Below are 14,105 nucleotides of genomic sequence, written 5' to 3'. Positions count from 1 at the left end.
CAACGAGCGAGGTTTGGAAACCCTTTTCGGGCTCCAAACCTCGCTCATTTTTATGGCTTCATTTTGCAACGCGCCCTTTCCTTATACAACGGGGGTATGTTTTGTAAGGAGCCGCCGGTAGGTCATGTCGATGCCGAAGGCCCCCAGGGGGGCGGTGACCAGGATGGCCAGCACGGCCACCGTCAGCACGATCTGTCCGCAGGGCAGGCCCATGGCTAGAGGCACCGAGCCGATGGCGGCCTGGACGGTGGCCTTGGGGGTGTAGGCGATCATGGAGAAGAGCCGCTCCCGAAGGGGGAGGCCGGTGCCCAGCAGGCAGACGAAAACCCCCACCATGCGGAAGACCAGGCAGCCCAGGATGACGACTAAGGCGGTGGCGCCGGCGGAGCGGGCGTAGGAGATGTCCACAGTGGCGCCCACCAGCACAAAAAGAAGAATCTCGGAGGCCACCCACAGCTTGGAGTACTTGGCGGCCAGGCGCTGGGCCACTTCGGGCCGGGTCCGCTGGAGGGCGATGCCGCAGCTCATGACGGCCAGCAGGCCGGAGAAGGGGATGGTGCCTTTGATGGCGTTCTCCAGGGCCACGAAGAGGAAGGAGAGGCTGAGGAGGACCACCACCTTGGCGGAGTCCCGGACGTGGAACCGGCGGTAGAAGGCGCCGAAGAGGACCCCGGCCACGGCGCCGAAGGCCAGGCCAGTGACCACCGAGACGGGCACCTGGAGGAAGGTGGCAGGGGAGAGGGTGCCTCCCTGGGCGAGGCCGGTGAAGGAGGTGAAGAGGACGATGACAAAGACGTCATCCACCGACGCCCCGGCCAGGATGAGCTGGGGGATGCTGTGGTCGATGCCATAGCCCTCCTCCATGAGCTTGAGCATCCGGGGGACCACCACGGCGGGGGAGACGGCGGCCACCACGGCCCCCATGATGGCGGCGTCCAGCAGGGAGATGTCCAGAAGGGCGGGGGCCAGCAGAAGCATGCCCGCCACCTCGAAGCAGGCGGGGACGAAGCACATAAGGACGGCGGGGCGGCCCACCCGTTTGAGGTCGTCCACCTGTAGGGAGAGGCCGGCCCGAGTGAGGATGATGATGAGGGCCAGCTGCCTGAGATCGGCGGAGATGCCCAGGATGGAGTCGTCCAGCAGATCGAGGACATAGGGGCCAAGCAGGATACCGGTGAGCAGCATTCCCAGGAGGCTGGGCAGCCGGAGCCGGCTGAAGACCCAGCCCAGGGTCATGCCGACGAGGAAAATGAGGGCGAGACTGGTGAGCATGGTGAGGTTCCTCCTTCGTTTGTGGCGCAGGAGCGCAAAAAAAGCTGATGCTCCTGCAAAGAAATTGCAGAAGTCATCAGCTTTTCAGCGGTTCAGGCCGTGGCCAGGGGAGCACTTCATTCCCCGGGGCAGCCCTTCAGGGCCGCCTTGCAGGCCATATCATAGCCCGAAAGAGGGCACTTGTCAAGAGGGGAAATCAATCACCACAGGGACCAGCCCTGGTCCTCACGGCTCTCCAGCACGTCCAGGGCGCCGCAGAGCAGGTCGGCGGCGTCGGCCCGGGTCAGGGGGTCGGAGAGGGCGAGGGCACCGTCGGCGTTGGTCTGGAGGACCCCGGCGGTCTCCAGATTCACCGCCGCCTGGCAGGCCCAGGCGGGAGCCACGTCGTAGTCGGTGTACATGGTGGTGACGGCGGCATCGGTGACCTGGAGCATCCGGTCCAGAAGCACGACAGCCTCCGCCCGGGTGATAGTGCGCTCCGGGTCAAAGACCACACCGTCGGCGCTGACCACGCCCTGGACGTAGCCCGACTTCAGGGCGGAGGACACATAGCCCTTGGCCCAGGTGGGGATTGTGTCATCGTCGGCAAAGCCGGTGCGGGTGACCCCCTCCAGGGCCTCCAGATCCATGGTGTGCATGGCAAGGGTCACGAATTCCTCCCGGCTCACGGGCAGGTCGGGCTGGAAGAAATAGGTGCCGCCCACACACTCGCCGATGAGGACCCCCTCCTCGGCCAGCCGCAGGGCGGAGCGGTAGGCGCTCACCCCGTCCATGTCGGCATAGGTCACCTTGGTGTTGGCCTTCTCAATCTTCACCTTCACGGTGGCGGGTTCGGAGGTGTTGCCCACGGCGTCCACCGCCACGTAGGTGAAGGAGTCCTTGCCGGTCTTATTCTCATATGGGGTATAGGTGAAGGTGGCAGAGCCGTCCTCCGGCAGGGTGACGGCGCCCCGTGCAGGCTTGTCCACCAGGCGGAAGGTGAGCAGGTCGCCCTCCGGGTCCACGGCGGAGAACTGGCCCTGAGCGGCCACGTTCTTATAGGTGCTCAGCTCCAGGTCCTGGGCGATGGGGGCGGCGTTCTCGGCAGTGAGCAGGTAGAGGTCCACCGTCACATCCTCACCGGCGGAGCCATCGGCAAAGACAGGAGTGAAGGAAAAGCTGGTGGTGGCGGCGGTGGGTGAGGCGTTGGGGGTGAAGGCCATGCCGGAGACGGCCTCCATGGCCACGGCCTCACCCACGGCTAAATCGATGCCGCCCAAGGTGAGCACACCGGCGTTGGAGTCGGGCAGGGAGGTGAGCACGATGGAGTCCAGGGCCTCCTCGCTGTTCTCCACCAGAAAATCGTCGGCGGAGAAGGTAAAGACCTCCTGGGGGGTGCCGTTTTTGGCAAAGGTGGCCACGGTGGGGCCCTCCGCCTCCGGGCTGAGCAGCTGGGCGGAGACGGGTAGGACCATGAGCACGGAGAGGGTGGCCATCAGGAGCAGCAGCACCCCCCGGCGCAGGGAACGGGGACAGTTCAAAACGAAGACCTCCTTCAATGACACAGGGTCAGGGTGTGGTCTTAGTTTGGACGCTTGCCGTGAGATTATTCCAGCCCGGCAGGAAGAAAGGCCCTTTTTCTCACTCTAGCTGACTGCGGTCCCGGAGCCAGCTGGGCAGGGAGCGCATCTTGATGCCGGAGACGATGCCCATACAGGCGTAGAGGGTGATAATGGAGGAGCCGCCGTAGCTGAAGAAGGGGAGGGTGAGGCCCACCACTGGGAAGACGTAGAGGCACATGCCGATGTTGATACCGGTCTGGAGGAGAAGCATGGCGGCATAGCCCATGGCGATATAGGCCGACATGGGGCTGCTGGCCCGCCGGGCCACCCAGATGCAGCGCAGGATGATGGCGGTGAGGAGGAGCATCACCGCCACGCAGCCGATGAGTCCCAGCTCCTCGCCGCACACGGCAAAGATCTCGTCGGTGTAGCGGGCGGGGAGGGTCCCCTCAGAGGTGCTCTGGGTCTGGGTGCCCTGGAGGTAGCCCTGGCCGAAGACGCCGCCGCTGCCGATGGCAAGCACGCTGCGGGTCTGCTGCCAGCCTCTGTCCTGGGTCTGCTGGTAGAGGGTCTCAGGGTTGCCGGTGATGTGGTCGATGACCACGGTAAAACGTTCCTGGATATAGGAGGGGAGGTGAGACCAGACCAGGGCCATGCCTCCGGCGGAGCCGGCCAGGCCCAGGAGGAACCAGCGCTTTTTCACGCCGGCGGTCCAGGCCATGATGACGAAGAGCCCCAGGTAGACCAGGGACATGCCGAAATCCCCGGAAATGACGGCGATGAGCCCCGCCATGAAGAGGGTGTGGCCCGCCAACTGGACCACGGAGCTGAAGCGGCTGATGCCCCAGTCCTGGAGCTTGCGGCACTGGAGGGCCAGCAGGAGGACGAAGAAGACCTTGGCCACCTCAGCGGGCTGGATGTTCACCGGCAGGAAGGGAAAAGCCAGCCAGGAGTTGTTGCCGGTGGTCTCAGCACCTACACCGAAGGGGGTTTTGAGCAGGAGGATGATAAAGACGTTGAAGCCGAGCATCCACTTCCAGCTCTTTTCGGTGAAGAGCTCCACGTCCACAAAGGACATGATGAAGTAGGCCACCACACCCAGAAGGATGGAGATGATCTGAATGGGGACGTAACGGATGCCGTCCTGTCCCAGATAGCGGGTGGCGCTGTAGATGAGGACCACTCCGAAGAGGGAGGCGGCCACGATGAGCGCAAGGAGGACCATGTCCGCCTTGCGGAAAAATTCTTTGACCCAGTCGGTAAGCCACACGGGCTGTGAACACTCCTTTTCAATGTCTCCGGGCGTCTGGCCCGGGAGACGGCGGGAAAATGGAAAGGTAATCGTCTTATTGTACCACTCCGGACAGATTTCGTAAACAGGTTTTACACCGGTGCTTTTTTGTGCTATAATCAACCGGATATCATTGCGGGTATACGGAACCGGAGGAGAGGAGGGAGATCCATTGGAGCATGTGACCAACAGCCCGGAGGAGACCGAGGCGCTGGGAGAGGCACTGGCCGGGCAGCTGGAGCCGGGGACCGTCATCGCTTTCACCGGCGACCTGGGGGCGGGGAAGACCGCCTTTGTCCGGGGTCTGGCCCGGGGCCTGGGGGTGCGGGAGCGGGTGACCAGCCCTACCTTCACCATTGTCAACGAATATGGGGGGGGCCGGCTCCCGCTGTTCCACTTCGACATGTACCGCCTGGGCAGCGCCGATGAGCTCTTTGACATCGGCTGGGAGGACTACCTGGCCCGGGGGGGCGTGTGCGCTGTGGAGTGGAGCGAAAACGTTTCCGACGCCCTGGACGACGACTGCCTCCGGGTGGACATCCGCCGGGGCGAGGGCGATGACCAGCGGATCATTACCATCGGAGGAGGGAAATCAGATTGAAGATTTTGGCATTGGAGTCCTCCGCCGTGGCGTGCTCCGTGGCAGTGTGCGAGGAGGAGGAGCTGATTGCACAGTCCTTCCAGCACAGCGGACTCACCCACAGCCGGACCCTCCTGCCTATGTGCGGCGACCTGCTGAAGAACTGCGGCCTCACTCTGGAGGAGATGGACGTCATCGCCGTGGCGGCGGGACCTGGTTCCTTTACTGGATTGCGCATCGGCGTGGCGGCGGCCAAGGGCCTGGCCTGGCCGGGGAACAAGCCCTGCGCGGGGGTCTCCACCCTGGAGGCCATGGCCTGGAGCCTGGCCCACGTGGAGGGGGACATCTGCCCCGTTATGGACGCCCGGCGGAATCAGGTCTACAATGCCCGGTTCCAGGCGGGGGGCGGGAGTCTCACCCGGCTGTGTCCCGACCGGGCCATCTCCATCGAGGAGCTGGCCGGTGAGCTGGAGGCGCGCAAAAAAACACAAATACTGGTTGGAGACGGCGCGGTACTGTGTTATAATGAATTGACCAAACGGGGCCTGCCCGTGGAGCTGGCGCCGCCCCACCTGCGCCTTCAGAGCGCGTGGGGAGTGGCCCGGGGTGCCCTAGAGCTGGCCCGGAAGGACGGCCTGGTGGCCGCCGCCGCCCTGACGCCTGTCTACCACCGGCTCTCCCAGGCCGAGCGGGAACGGCTGGCCTAAGAAAAAGAAATGACCATGAAAAACGATAAAGGGGAAGAACGACATGGATAAAATGGTACACATTTTTGACCACCCTCTGATCCAGCACAAGCTGGCCATCCTCCGGGATGAGCGCACCGGCGTCAAGGAGTTTAGAGAGATCGTCTCCGAGATCGCCACCCTCATGTGCTATGAGGCCACCCGGGACCTGCCCACCGAGGAGGTCACCATCAAGACCCCTGTGGCCACCGGTACCTTCCGCATCCTGGCCGGCAAGAAGCTGGCCATCGTCCCTGTCCTCCGGGCCGGCCTGGGGATGGTGGACGGCATTCTGACCCTGATCCCCTCCGCCAAGGTGGGCCACATCGGCCTGTACCGTGACCCCGACACCCTGGAGCCTGTGGAGTACTACTGCAAGATGCCCACCGACATCTCCGAGCGGGACGTCATCATCCTGGACCCCATGCTGGCCACCGGTGGCTCTGCCTCCGCTGCCATCCAGTTCATCAAGAACTACGACGTCAAGCACATCAAGCTCATGAACATCATCGCCGCCCCCGAGGGCGTGGAGCGGGTCCGCAAGGATCACCCCGACGTGGAGATCTACTGCGCTGCCCTGGACGAGAAGCTCAATGAGCACGGCTACATCGTCCCCGGCCTGGGCGACGCCGGCGACCGGATTTTTGGCACCAAGTAATGCAGTGTAAGTCTGTCTATGAGACGGCGCGGCTGGCCCTGCGGCTGGCCGCGCCGTCCCTTGCACCCGCTCTGGTTGACTACTACCGCCGGAACCGTACCTTCTTCTCCGCCTTTGACCCGGAGCGGGAGGAGGACTTCTTCACGGAGGCCAGCCAGCGGGCCTCTCTGGAGCGGGACGCCGCTCTGGCGGAAGAGGACCGGGGCTATCGGTTCTACCTTTCTTTAAAGGAGGAGCCAGAGACCATCATTGGCATGGTGGGGCTCAACAACCTGGTCCGGGGAGCTTTTCAGTCCTGCCACATGGGCTACAAGCTGGACGGGGCGCACCTCTGCCGGGGGTATATGACCGAGGCGGTGAAGGCCGCCTCCGATATTGCCTTTTCCGATCTGGGCCTCCACCGTATCGAGGCCAATATCATGCCCCGGAACAAGGCCTCCCTCCGGGTGGCGGAGAAGGCCGGCTTTTACAACGAGGGACTGGCCCTCAAATACCTGAAGATCAACGGCGTGTGGGAGGATCACATCCACATGGTCCTCCGCAGCGAGCTGTGGCAGGGTCTGGAGAAGATTCCTCAGTAAAAACGAGCAGAGCGAATCAAACGCGGAGAGCGGAGAAGCTCTCCGCGCTGTTTTTTCCACGTCCGGGCGGGGCTTTCCGGGTTCTGGGGATTGCAAGGCCAGGACCGGTTTGCTATACTTGAAAGAAAGCCGCGCCCGATGGGCGGGCAGGAGCCACGGACAAAGGAGTTTGACATGAAAAAGCGAGTACTGGTGGTTACAGGGGCGGCGGGTGTGCTGCTCTGCGCCTCTGTGGCCCTGGCTGTGGGCGGCGGGTCGGACGATCCGCTGGTGAGCAAGAGCTACGTGGACGGGACCTATACCACCCAGGCGGTGGCCCAGGCGGAGAGCCGCATCACCCAGCGCCATGACAGCCTGTATGCCGACGTCGAGGCCAGGCTGAAGGCGGAGCACGAGGCCAACCTGGCCCGGCTCAGCGGCGATACCTCCCGCAGTGGCAGCTATCAGGCCGCCTTCCAGGACATCCGGGTCAAGCAGGGGGATACCATTCAGGTGACCGCCGGGTCGGGTTTTCTGCTGCTGGCCGGCAGCGGGGACCTCTCCTGCAATGGGAAAAAGACTATTGACCTCTCCAACGGGTGGGAAAAGGGGGCAGGCACCCTGACCCAGGGTCGGCGATATCTGGTGATGGAGGACACCACGGCCACCATCACGGTGACCTCTCCCACTGCGGTGATTTCCCTGGAGGGGTACTATACCTTGACAGAGAGCAGCAAGACTGACTATAACACCTTAGCGGACGCTCTGCACATTATGGGGCTCTTCCAGGGCAGCGGTACGGGCTATGGCTCCGGCTACGACCTGGAGCAGGGGCCCACCCGCATCCAGGGCCTCATCATGTTCCTCCGCCTCATCGGGGAGGAGAAGGCAGCCCTGGCCACCACGGCGGCGTGTCCCTTCACAGATGTGCCGGCTTGGTGTCAGAGCTATGTGGCCTACGCCTATGAGAAGGGGTATACCAAGGGCATGGACGAGGCGGCCAAGCTCTTCGGAACCAACGACACCCTGACTGCCAAACAGTATGTGATTTTCCTGCTGCGCGCACTGGGATACAGCGACAGCGGAGAGAGTCCCGATTTCACCTGGGATACTGCCCTTCAGCGGAGCGTGGAGCTGGGCGTCCTGACGGCGGGGGAGCGGCAGACCCTGGAAAGCGGTACCTTTCTGCGGGCCCACGTGGTCTATCTCTCCTATTTCGCTCTGGACGCTGAGCAGAAGAACGGCAGCGGCACCCTTCAAGAGCGGCTGGTGGCCGATGGAGTCCTGGATCAGGCGGTGGTGATCACAGTACGGGCCGGTGTGACTGTCTCCCGGCTGTAAGGGGTCAGTTTTCATTTGCAGCGCACGAAATGCCAGCCCGCGCATAGGATGAGATGGAGGCCGGAGACGGTCTACCATCTCATTGGGAGGTACTTCATTATGGGGTGCAACAACGGCTGCGGGATCGGCGGCTTTGGCGGCGGCAGCTGCCTGTGGATCATTCTGATCATCATCCTGATCTGCTGCTGCGGTGGTAGTTGGGGTGGCTGCGGCAACAGCTGCGGCAATAACTGTGGCTGCGGCGGCAGCAACGGCTGCTGCTGAGGAGACATAGGGTGCGGGCGGGGGTCCTCCCCGCCCGCCACAAAAAAATTGTCTTTTTTTAAAAATATCTCTTGCATTTCCTCAAAGGGTGTGCTATTATAATCTGGCTGTCAGGGACAACATCTCTGAAGACAGTAAGCGGCTGTAGCTCAGCTGGATAGAGTGACTGGCTACGAACCAGTAGGTCGGGGGTTCGAATCCCTTCAGCCGTACCAGTGCATCGCAGGTATTTTACTTGCGATGCGCTTTTTTCTTCCTTGACCGCCTTCTTTAAAACATAACATAGATAAAAATAAGGGGCTGCGCCCTAAATAGCACTTGACAATTGGCGGAATATGCTATAAAATAAGATTTAACTGTCAGGGAGAATTTCCTGGAAGGCGACAAGCGGCTGTAGCTCAGCTGGATAGAGTGACTGGCTACGAACCAGTAGGTCGGGGGTTCGAATCCCTTCAGCCGTACCAGCGCATCGCAAGTGTTTCACTTGCGATGCGCTTCTTTCTTGCCTTGCGTCACTGCGGTGTGGGGATAACCGGGAGAAAGACGCCCTGTTCCGGTATGGTGCTTGACAACCGGGGGCGCATCCTCTAGAATAGGGGACTGTCACAACTACATATTCGGCAAGTGCCCAGCTCCGGCTGGGGTAAAAGGGAATCGGGTGAGAGTCCCGAGCGATCCGGTCACTGTGAACGGGGAGCGAGCCGCAGATGCCATTGCCGCGCAGGGCGCGGTGAGAAGGCGCGGCCCGCGGCGATCCGTGAGCCAGGAAACCTGCTTGGTTGAATGAGAACAGAGATGTCTTCCGCTGAGAGCAGTCTGTTGAAACGGTGCACGGCCTTTGCCGGGTGCTGTTTTGGTGCCGTCTGCCCGGTTGGGCAGGCGGCCGTTGTTTTTCGGCGGGAGACACATGGAAGCAGGAAAGGAGCGCTCCCCATGAAAAACACAAAGACGCTGGCCGCCCTGACGGCCCTGGCCCTGACGGTCTCTCTGACCGCCTGTTCCGCCGGAAAAACGGCGACAACGACCCCGGTGCCCACGGAGACCCAGCCCCAGAGCGGGCACTACCCGGTGACCATCACCAACTACAACTACGCCGGCGAGCCGGTGACCTACACCTACGAAAAGGCGCCGGAGAAGGTCGTCGCTGTGTACCAGGGCTGCATCGAGACCATGATCGCCCTGGGACTGGAGGACCATGTGCTGGCCTCCTACGGCCTGGATAACGAGGTCAAGGACGAGTGGAAGGACGGCTTTGCCCAGATGCACTACGACGAGACCGTCTTTGCCCCCGACAAGGAGACGGTCACCCTCCTGGAGCCGGACATGATCTTCTCCTGGGGCTCCTACTTTGGGGAGAAGAAGCTGGGCGACGTGGGGGCCTGGAACGAGAAGGGGGTGGGGACCTACATGAACTCCAACACCGTCCCCGGCGGCGCCCGCACCCTGGAGAACGAATACACTGACATTCTGAACATCGGAAAGATCTTTGACGTGGAGGAGAAGGCCCAGGCCCTGGTGGACGAGATGAAGGGCCAGGTGGAGGCCACCCTAGCCGCCGCTCAGGGCCAGGACCCCGTCCGGGTGGCGGTGGTGGAGCCCACGGCCGGCGGCACGATCACCAATTACGGCGCCGACTCTCTGGCCGGGGATATGGTCACGGCTCTGGGCGGAGAGTTGGCCAGGCCCGACGGAAGCGACATGGGCAAAGAGGATCTGGTGGCCTTCGATCCCGATGTGATCTTCGTGGTCTATATGGCCTATGCCGGGGACGACCCTGACGCCGTCCGGGCGGAGCAGCTTGCTGCCATCCAGGACGACCCCGCCCTGGCCAGCCTGTCGGCGGTGCAGAGCGGCCGGGTTCACCTCATTATGCTGGGCGACATGTACGCCAGCGGTCCCCGTACCATCGACGGCCTCAAAACCTTGGCCCAGGGCATGTACCCCGGCCTGGACCTCTGAACGCCGTGGAACGGAACCGTTTTGGGGCTAATTCAGCCTACCTCCTGGTCTGTCTGGGTCTGTTGGGGGCGCTGCTGCTCTCCCTCCTGGCCGCCGTCAGCTTTGGCACCGTGTCCATCCCCCTGGGGCAGGTGTACCAGGTTATTTTGGAAGAGCTGAAGGCCCTGCTCCCAGGCGGGACGGCATCCGCCGGGGGCAGTGTCCACGACGTGGTGTGGCTCATTCGGCTGCCCCGGCTGATCCTGGCCGTGGGGGTGGGTATGGGGCTCTCGGTCTGTGGAGCCGTCATGCAGGCCATCGTCAAAAATCCCTTGGCCGACCCCTATGTGCTGGGTGTGTCCTCCGGCGCCTACCTGGGTGCCTCCCTGGCCATGCTGCTGGGAGTGGGAGGCCTTCTGGGGGGCAGCGCCATGGGGGTGCTGGGCTGCGCCGGGGCGCTGCTGGTCTCTCTGGGAGTGATGGCTCTGGCCAATCTGGGAGGCAGGTCCAACGCCGTCAAGCTCCTCCTGGCCGGTACCGCCCTCAGCGCTGTGTGTGCCGGCTTCTCCAACTTCTTCATCTTCCTCCTCAATGACGACCACGCCGCTAGCGCTGTGGTCCAGTGGTCCATGGGCTCTCTGGCCGCCGCCGACTGGGGGAGCAACGCCGTCATCGTTGCCGTGGCGGTATTGGGGACACTCTTTTTCTGGAGCCAGTATCGAAATCTCAACCTGATGTTGTTGGGGGACGATTGCGCTGTCACCCTGGGCACCGACCTCCACCGGTGGCGGCTCATCTACCTGACGGTGGCGGCAGTGATGGTGGGCTCCGCAGTCTACAAGGCGGGACTCATCGGCTTTGTAGGGCTGCTCATCCCCCATGTGGTACGGATGCTCTTCGGTACCGACCACAAAAAGCTCATCCCCGTCTCTGCCCTCCTGGGGGCCATCTTCCTGGTATGGGCCGACGTGCTCTGCCGGGTTATCCTGCCGGGCAACGAGCTGCCCATCGGTGTGCTCACTGCCCTGGTGGGAGCGCCCGCCTTCGTCTACCTCATGGCCCGAAAAAAATATGGCTTCGGAGGTGGTGACTGATGGAAATCCGTGCGTCAGACGTCCAGGCCGTCCTGGGGGGCAGCCAAATCCTCGGTGGAGTGGACCTCCGGGCGGAGCGGGGGGAGCTGGTGGGGGTCATCGGCCCCAACGGCAGCGGCAAGAGCACCCTGCTCAAGTGCATCTACCGGGTCCTGAGGCCCACGGGAGGTGCCGTCTGGCTGGACGGAAAGGCACTTTCCGATTACAGCTATAAGGAGTCCGCCCGGCAGGTGGCCGTGGTGGCCCAGCACAACTACTATAGCTTCGACTTCTCCGTCCGGGACGTGGTCATGATGGGCCGCTCACCTCACAAGCGGGCTCTGGAACGGGACAATGCCCGGGACCATCAGATGGTGGCCCAGGCCCTGGAGACGGTGGGCATGGCGGACTTTGCCCAACGCTCCTTCGCCACCCTCTCCGGGGGCGAGCAGCAGCGGGTCATCCTGGCCCGGGCCCTGGCCCAGGACACTCCCTGCCTCATCCTGGACGAGCCTACCAACCATCTGGACATCAAGTACCAACTCCAGCTCATGGACATTGTGAAGGGGCTGGACCGGACGGTGATCGCCGCCATCCACGACCTGAACATCGCCGCCATGTATTGCGACCGGCTCTACGCGGTCAAGGAGGGAAGGGTGGTGGCCGCCGGCAGGCCGGAGGAGGTGCTCACCCCCGAGCTGATCCGGGCGGTCTACAAGGTGGAGGCCGAGGTGCTCCGGGACAGAGGGGGTGGGCTGCGCATCTTCTATCACCCCGGCAGCCATAGATCGAACACATAAACAGGACGCGGCAGAGTACTCTGCCGCGTCCTGTTTTGTCTGGATGCAAAAAACGCCGGCAGCCAGGCTGTCGGCGGAAGTTTTGGTCTGTCTCCCCGGAGAAGCGGCTGCCTCTCCGGGGAGCACAGCGGTGTTGCAAAGAGAGAGAGGGAGGAGGTTGGAATGGTTTGGGTCCTTGCGAGTATTAGGATACCACACCCCACACAGAAGTGATGGACAGATTTAGAACGCTCTGTGAACTTTCTATGAACGTCACAGAGGGCCTCAAACCAGGGTGATATAGTCCCCGCTGGCGTAACCGGTCACATCCCCGAAGCGGACCAGATACCACCCCTGCCACTGGTTAATAATGGTGAGACGGGCGCCGTCATAGGCCCGAGCCAGGATGGGGGCGGAGCGGTCGGGCCGGGCGCGGATGTTGAGGGAGCCCCAGGACACGTCCACCACTCCCCGGCGCTCCGGCACCGGAGTGAGGAAGGGGATGCCGAAGTATTGGCACAGGGAGCCCACCAGGGTTTGGGCGATGAGCTCCAGCTGGCTCTTCACCCAGGCGGCGTCGTCCGGGTTGTCGTGGTAGCCCAGCTCCAGAAAGACGGAGGGGGCCCGGACCCTGCGGACCTCACCGATGGTGGTGGTGGCCTCGGCCCGGACCAGGGAGGGGATGGGGTAGATCCGCTTCAAATTCTCCGCCATAATCTCGGCGGCCCGGCGACCCTTAGCGCTGCCGGGGTAGTAAAAGACCAGCACGCCCCGCACCTCTCCGTAGCGCCCCTCCGGGGCGGCGTTGGAGTGGAGGGCCAGATGGAGGTCGTAATTGCCCCGGTTGGAGGCGGTGATGGAGCTGGAGGCGGTCATGTCGGGGGTGTTCCGCACGTAGCGGATGCCGGAGGCGTCCAGGTAGGGCACCATGGCGTCGGCCAGACGGTTCATCCAGTACTCTTCGGAGCCGCCGCTCACATAGAGGTTGTTCTCCTGGGTGGAGGGAGAGAGGTAGATGATGGGCATGGAGAGGCCCTCCTTTCCCTTCATGCTATGCGGGAAGGAGGGCCGTGGACACGAAAAGAGCGTTAGAAATCCCCCAGGGCACGGGTGAGGGCGGCAAACTCCGGGATGCCCAGCCGTTCGCCCCGGATGTTCTCGGGCAGGCCGGCGGCGGCGATGGCGGCCTTGATGGCCTCCTTGTCCACGCCGCCCAGGCCGGCGGAGAGGGCGTTGAGGAGGGTCTTGCGGCGCTGGCCGAAGGCGGCCTTCACCACCCGGAAGAACCGCTTCTCGTCCTCCACACCCTCTGGGGGAGCGGACCGGGGGACCATGCGGATCACCGAAGAGGTCACCTTGGGGGCGGGGACGAAGCACTCGGGCCCCACGTCGAAGAGGAGCTCGGGAACGGTGTGGTACTGACAGTACACCGAGAAGGCGCCGTAGTCCGCCGTACCCGGGGCGGCGCAGATGCGCAGGGCCACCTCCCGTTGGATCATCACCGCGATGCAGGCGAATCGGTCGGCCTCAATGAGGGCGGTGAGGACGGGGGTGGTGATGTTGTAGGGCAGATTGGCGCAGGCCATGGGCACCATGCCGGGGAACTTCTCATCCACCAGGGCGGGGATGTCCAGCTTCAGAATGTCGGCGGGGAGGATCTCCACGTTGGAAAAGTCCCGCAGGGTCTCGTCCAGCACCGGCAGGAGGGAGCGGTCCAGCTCCACCGCCACCACCCTCTGGGCCGCGGCGGCCAGCTGCGAGGTGAGGGGGCCGATGCCGGGGCCGATCTCCAGCACACCGTTTTCCGGTCCCACGCCAGCGCCCTCCACCAGTCCCCTTGGGACCCAGTCCTGGATGAGGAAATTCTGGCCCATGGATTTGGAAAAGTAAAAGCCGTGGCGGCCCAGCAGGGCCTTGATGGTATTGAGATCGCAGAGATCCATAACAGCACTCCTATGTGTCAATGATTGGGCGAAAATCAGCCGTGACCATTATACCCCCTGCCGGCCGGGCTGCATAGGGGGAGTTTTGTGATAACAGTACATTTTTGCCTCTGTGGACGGGAATGGCTTTTTCTTGCCCT

At 63.1% G+C, this 14,105-nt stretch carries 14 protein-coding genes, 2 tRNA genes and 2 riboswitches; of the genes, 11 read left to right on the top strand and 5 right to left on the bottom strand.

The features are described 5' to 3' along the window. Window positions 1–81 precede the first annotated feature (81 nt). From Q0K15_RS03445 to Q0K15_RS03435, 3 genes are all read right to left on the bottom strand, one after another. Window positions 82–1,272 (bottom strand): cation:proton antiporter, encoded by a 1,191-nt coding sequence (locus tag Q0K15_RS03445; RefSeq protein WP_294512177.1) that lies wholly within the window; start codon window positions 1,270–1,272, stop codon window positions 82–84. A gap of 60 nt (window positions 1,273–1,332) precedes the next feature. Next, window positions 1,333–1,405: riboswitch (Fluoride riboswitch) on the bottom strand. 67 nt (window positions 1,406–1,472) lie between these two features. Next, window positions 1,473–2,792: an S-layer homology domain-containing protein gene (locus Q0K15_RS03440; protein WP_294512174.1), complete on the bottom strand. Its 1,320-nt coding sequence runs from the start codon at window positions 2,790–2,792 to the stop codon at window positions 1,473–1,475. A 100-nt stretch (window positions 2,793–2,892) separates the two neighbouring features. Further along, window positions 2,893–4,083 carry an FtsW/RodA/SpoVE family cell cycle protein gene (locus tag Q0K15_RS03435; RefSeq protein WP_294512171.1) on the bottom strand — a complete coding sequence of 397 codons (1,191 nt, stop codon included), beginning with the start codon at window positions 4,081–4,083 and terminating at the stop codon, window positions 2,893–2,895. Between the two features lie 193 nt (window positions 4,084–4,276). Between Q0K15_RS03435 and tsaE the strand changes: the two genes are divergently transcribed. The 11 genes from tsaE (at window position 4,277) to Q0K15_RS03380 (ending at window position 12,043) form a co-directional block, all read left to right on the top strand. After that, window positions 4,277–4,705 (top strand): tRNA (adenosine(37)-N6)-threonylcarbamoyltransferase complex ATPase subunit type 1 TsaE, encoded by a 429-nt coding sequence (tsaE, locus tag Q0K15_RS03430; protein WP_294512168.1) that lies wholly within the window; start codon window positions 4,277–4,279, stop codon window positions 4,703–4,705. Next, window positions 4,702–5,391, top strand: coding sequence for a tRNA (adenosine(37)-N6)-threonylcarbamoyltransferase complex dimerization subunit type 1 TsaB (gene tsaB, locus Q0K15_RS03425; RefSeq protein ID WP_294512165.1), 690 nt, complete (start codon window positions 4,702–4,704; stop codon window positions 5,389–5,391). Before tsaE ends, tsaB begins: the two co-directional genes overlap by 4 nt. Before the next feature lie 43 nt (window positions 5,392–5,434). Beyond that, window positions 5,435–6,067, top strand: coding sequence for a uracil phosphoribosyltransferase (upp, locus tag Q0K15_RS03420; protein WP_294512161.1), 633 nt, complete (start codon window positions 5,435–5,437; stop codon window positions 6,065–6,067). Continuing rightward, window positions 6,067–6,648: a GNAT family protein gene (locus Q0K15_RS03415; RefSeq protein WP_294512158.1), complete on the top strand. Its 582-nt coding sequence runs from the start codon at window positions 6,067–6,069 to the stop codon at window positions 6,646–6,648. Before upp ends, Q0K15_RS03415 begins: the two co-directional genes overlap by 1 nt. 174 nt (window positions 6,649–6,822) lie before the next feature. Next, window positions 6,823–7,968: a hypothetical protein gene (locus Q0K15_RS03410; RefSeq protein ID WP_294512155.1), complete on the top strand. Its 1,146-nt coding sequence runs from the start codon at window positions 6,823–6,825 to the stop codon at window positions 7,966–7,968. Between the two features lie 99 nt (window positions 7,969–8,067). After that, the gene (locus tag Q0K15_RS03405) at window positions 8,068–8,232 is read left to right on the top strand and encodes a hypothetical protein (RefSeq protein ID WP_294512151.1); all 165 of its coding nucleotides are present in this window, start codon (window positions 8,068–8,070) and stop codon (window positions 8,230–8,232) included. Between the two features lie 138 nt (window positions 8,233–8,370). Further along, window positions 8,371–8,447: transfer RNA gene (locus Q0K15_RS03400), tRNA-Arg, on the top strand. 172 nt (window positions 8,448–8,619) lie between these two features. Continuing rightward, window positions 8,620–8,696 (top strand) — tRNA-Arg (locus Q0K15_RS03395). A 141-nt stretch (window positions 8,697–8,837) separates the two neighbouring features. Then, a riboswitch (cobalamin riboswitch) is annotated at window positions 8,838–9,026 on the top strand. A gap of 139 nt (window positions 9,027–9,165) precedes the next feature. Then, window positions 9,166–10,191, top strand: a complete 1,026-nt coding sequence (locus Q0K15_RS03390; protein ID WP_294512148.1) for an ABC transporter substrate-binding protein — start codon at window positions 9,166–9,168, stop codon at window positions 10,189–10,191. Between the two features lie 5 nt (window positions 10,192–10,196). Continuing rightward, the gene (locus Q0K15_RS03385) at window positions 10,197–11,264 is read left to right on the top strand and encodes an iron ABC transporter permease (RefSeq protein WP_294512144.1); all 1,068 of its coding nucleotides are present in this window, start codon (window positions 10,197–10,199) and stop codon (window positions 11,262–11,264) included. Then, a complete protein-coding gene (locus Q0K15_RS03380) occupies window positions 11,264–12,043 on the top strand; it encodes an ABC transporter ATP-binding protein (protein ID WP_294512141.1) in 780 nt (259 codons plus the stop codon). Before Q0K15_RS03385 ends, Q0K15_RS03380 begins: the two co-directional genes overlap by 1 nt. Window positions 12,044–12,307: 264 nt before the next feature. Here Q0K15_RS03380 and Q0K15_RS03375 read toward each other — a convergent pair whose 3' ends face one another. Further along, a complete protein-coding gene (locus Q0K15_RS03375) occupies window positions 12,308–13,048 on the bottom strand; it encodes an N-acetylmuramoyl-L-alanine amidase (protein WP_294512138.1) in 741 nt (246 codons plus the stop codon). Between the two features lie 62 nt (window positions 13,049–13,110). Continuing rightward, window positions 13,111–13,965 carry a 16S rRNA (adenine(1518)-N(6)/adenine(1519)-N(6))-dimethyltransferase RsmA gene (gene rsmA, locus Q0K15_RS03370; RefSeq protein ID WP_294512135.1) on the bottom strand — a complete coding sequence of 285 codons (855 nt, stop codon included), beginning with the start codon at window positions 13,963–13,965 and terminating at the stop codon, window positions 13,111–13,113. Between the last annotated feature and the right edge of the window lie 140 nt (window positions 13,966–14,105).

Source organism: uncultured Intestinimonas sp. (assembly GCF_944387245.1).
Lineage (GTDB): Bacteria > Bacillota > Clostridia > Oscillospirales > Oscillospiraceae > Intestinimonas.
Note: the sequence above shows the minus strand (reverse complement) of the source record. Positions and strands in the feature narration are given on the sequence as shown.